This window comes from Mesorhizobium sp. P2_D6, assembly GCF_056404315.1.
In genome coordinates this window covers 1-2,186 of record NZ_JBFUEG010000066.1, presented here as the reverse complement: position 1 = coordinate 2,186, position 2,186 = coordinate 1, and the positions used below count along the sequence as shown (strand labels likewise).

Sequence of the window (2,186 nt, the reverse complement as noted above, 5' to 3'; positions counted from 1 at the left end):
CGAGGAGCGTCTGGATCTCTTTGTCCGCCGAAACGTGGCGGCCAGTTGGCATCCGACATCGAGCTGCCGGATGGGTGCGCTGTCGGATCCCCTCGCTGTGACCGATCCATCAGGTCGCGTCCGCGGCGTTTCGGGCGTGAGAATCGCTGACGCCTCTGTCATGCCATTCTGCCCCCGGGCCAACACAAATCTTCCTACGATCATGGTGGCTGAGAAGATGGCCGACACAATCTTGAAAGGGCGTGGCACGACAGGGTCAGGATAGCTCCGAGACGACAACGCGGAAGCCGGTATCCAACGCGTTGATGAGAGTCCGGTTTAGCGTGTTCTCTGCTCCCACCGGCCCCTGTGCAGCCCATGATGCAATACCACGATGCTGTCCGTGTAGGTGTTGAACAGTGCCTCGCCGAAGCGGTGCTTGGAGCCTGTAGAGTGGACAAGATGAGCCGTTGAACGCAGCCTTGTCACTGGGTTCAAAAACCGCGCCGAAACGGCTCGCAGCATAGAGGTCCAAGCATAGCAAGGCCTCCAGGATCAACACCGCGGCAAGAACCATAGTAGCGAAAATGACGAAAGTGGATACGGACGGAATGGCTCACGAATGCAGAGTAAGTCGATATTACCTGAACGGGAATCCCCGACTGGCCCATTCGGGGCCCCAGGATTCCAGTCGTAAATCGGGCGGATGAGCAAGAGTTTGCGTCGATACCCGACGGCGACAAGAATGACGTTGCGCCGCAGTAGAGGCAGCGCGGGAACGTTCGAGAAATCCGGCTGGCCGCTGTTGCCGCCATCGAATGTGTTTGCGTCGCGGCTTGAGATCGGGTCTCGCCCAAGGGCCGGCGCACTGTCTCACGCTGCTGAGTGCCCGCCTCCAGCCCATCTCCGCGAAGCGGAATTTGGTGCGGAACACCGTGGAGCCTTCGACCAATCAACGGTTCTCGAGCGGTCTCGCGATGTAGGACTCAGGGAGTGGGCAGGATCTGTGCTTGCTTGAGCTTGCGCGCAGTTGCCTGCCGCTTCGTAGGATCGCCTGTGATCATCCGGATGCCTCCCTGGGGTCCGAGGTTCCGCAAAAATCAGAAAAGATAATCAACCTGAAGAAAAATACTTGAAGGAAGGCCGCCAACTCCGCTCCACCGGAAAGCGGGCCAGCATCTCGCCTCGTCTAGACGGACCTACGGCCTGTCAATGGTCGCTCGCCGGCCGAGCGCGACATTCAGCGCTTCACGCCTTCAGTCAATCAAAAATCGCGCTCCCCCGACAGCGCGCTGGAGAGGACTTGCTGACCGAATCAGGTCGATGATTATCTCATGGCGCGCGGCTGTATTCTGCGGCGCGTTGCGGGCTAATGGTTCACAATGCGCTACCGATGACGGCGGAAACCGACGAAGCCAATCGCGGCGTAGTCGCCGCACTCACCGACTCCTGAAAAAAGCTAGTCACGTCGAACCCCCTGTTTGAAGAGATCGCCTTAGTTGGTATCGGAAGCCGGGCCGCTGTCGCAATGACTCTATGCGGCAAGCGGGGACTGGCGGCGGAGCTGCTGGAGATGTGGCATGTGCGCGACGCCTTCAAGGGGATGCCGATGAAGTCGCACCGCAATGACTCGCGTGCGCGCGTGGGACCACGCAGCTGATGCGCCTTGCTGGCTCCAACCGGTGCATTGCAAGTCGCTGGCCGCACAAGAGGTGCTGACGGCGCGCAAGCTCATTCAATCGAAGCTGAGGGATCCCGAGAATAGTGTGCGGGGATCTTGCGCTGCGGGCGAGCGCGACAATGACGTTTCGCTTATCGCTCCATTTGGCAATCAAGCCGCCGTTCCGATCAAGGACCGGCCACCATTCCAATCAAAAGCCGGCCAGTTTCAGCACTGAAGATTATCTCCTGGGTCAGCAACTTTGCCGTCAATCACCTCGCGATAACGGAGATTTTATGCCGAGGTTACGACGACCGACCCTTTCACAGTGAAATGTTCGAGCGCGCGCTCGTCGATGTCTACCCCAAGGCCAACCCCGGACGGCACCGTCATTCGCCCATTGGAAATCACGAGCGGCTCTCGAACGATGTCTCCATCCATGAGGTACTTCGGAAGGTAAAGGTCACAGGCATCTATTCCGTTCTTGACGCTAGCAGCCAAGTGTAGAGTCGCTGCGCATCCCAAGCTTGTTTCATTCATAACAGAG

2 protein-coding genes are annotated in these 2,186 nt (G+C 58.6%); one reads left to right on the top strand and one right to left on the bottom strand.

Features of this window, described 5'->3' with window-relative positions; genetic code table 11:
• Positions 1–265, top strand: a 265-nt coding sequence (locus AC1D1L_RS33590) for a GMC oxidoreductase (protein ID WP_477345812.1), incomplete at its 5' end; no start/stop codon positions are given.
• A gap of 1,668 nt (positions 266–1,933) precedes the next feature.
• Here the strand turns inward: AC1D1L_RS33590 and AC1D1L_RS33585 are convergent.
• A partial coding sequence (locus tag AC1D1L_RS33585; RefSeq protein WP_477345810.1) for an enolase C-terminal domain-like protein occupies positions 1,934–2,186 on the bottom strand: 253 nt, incomplete at its 5' end.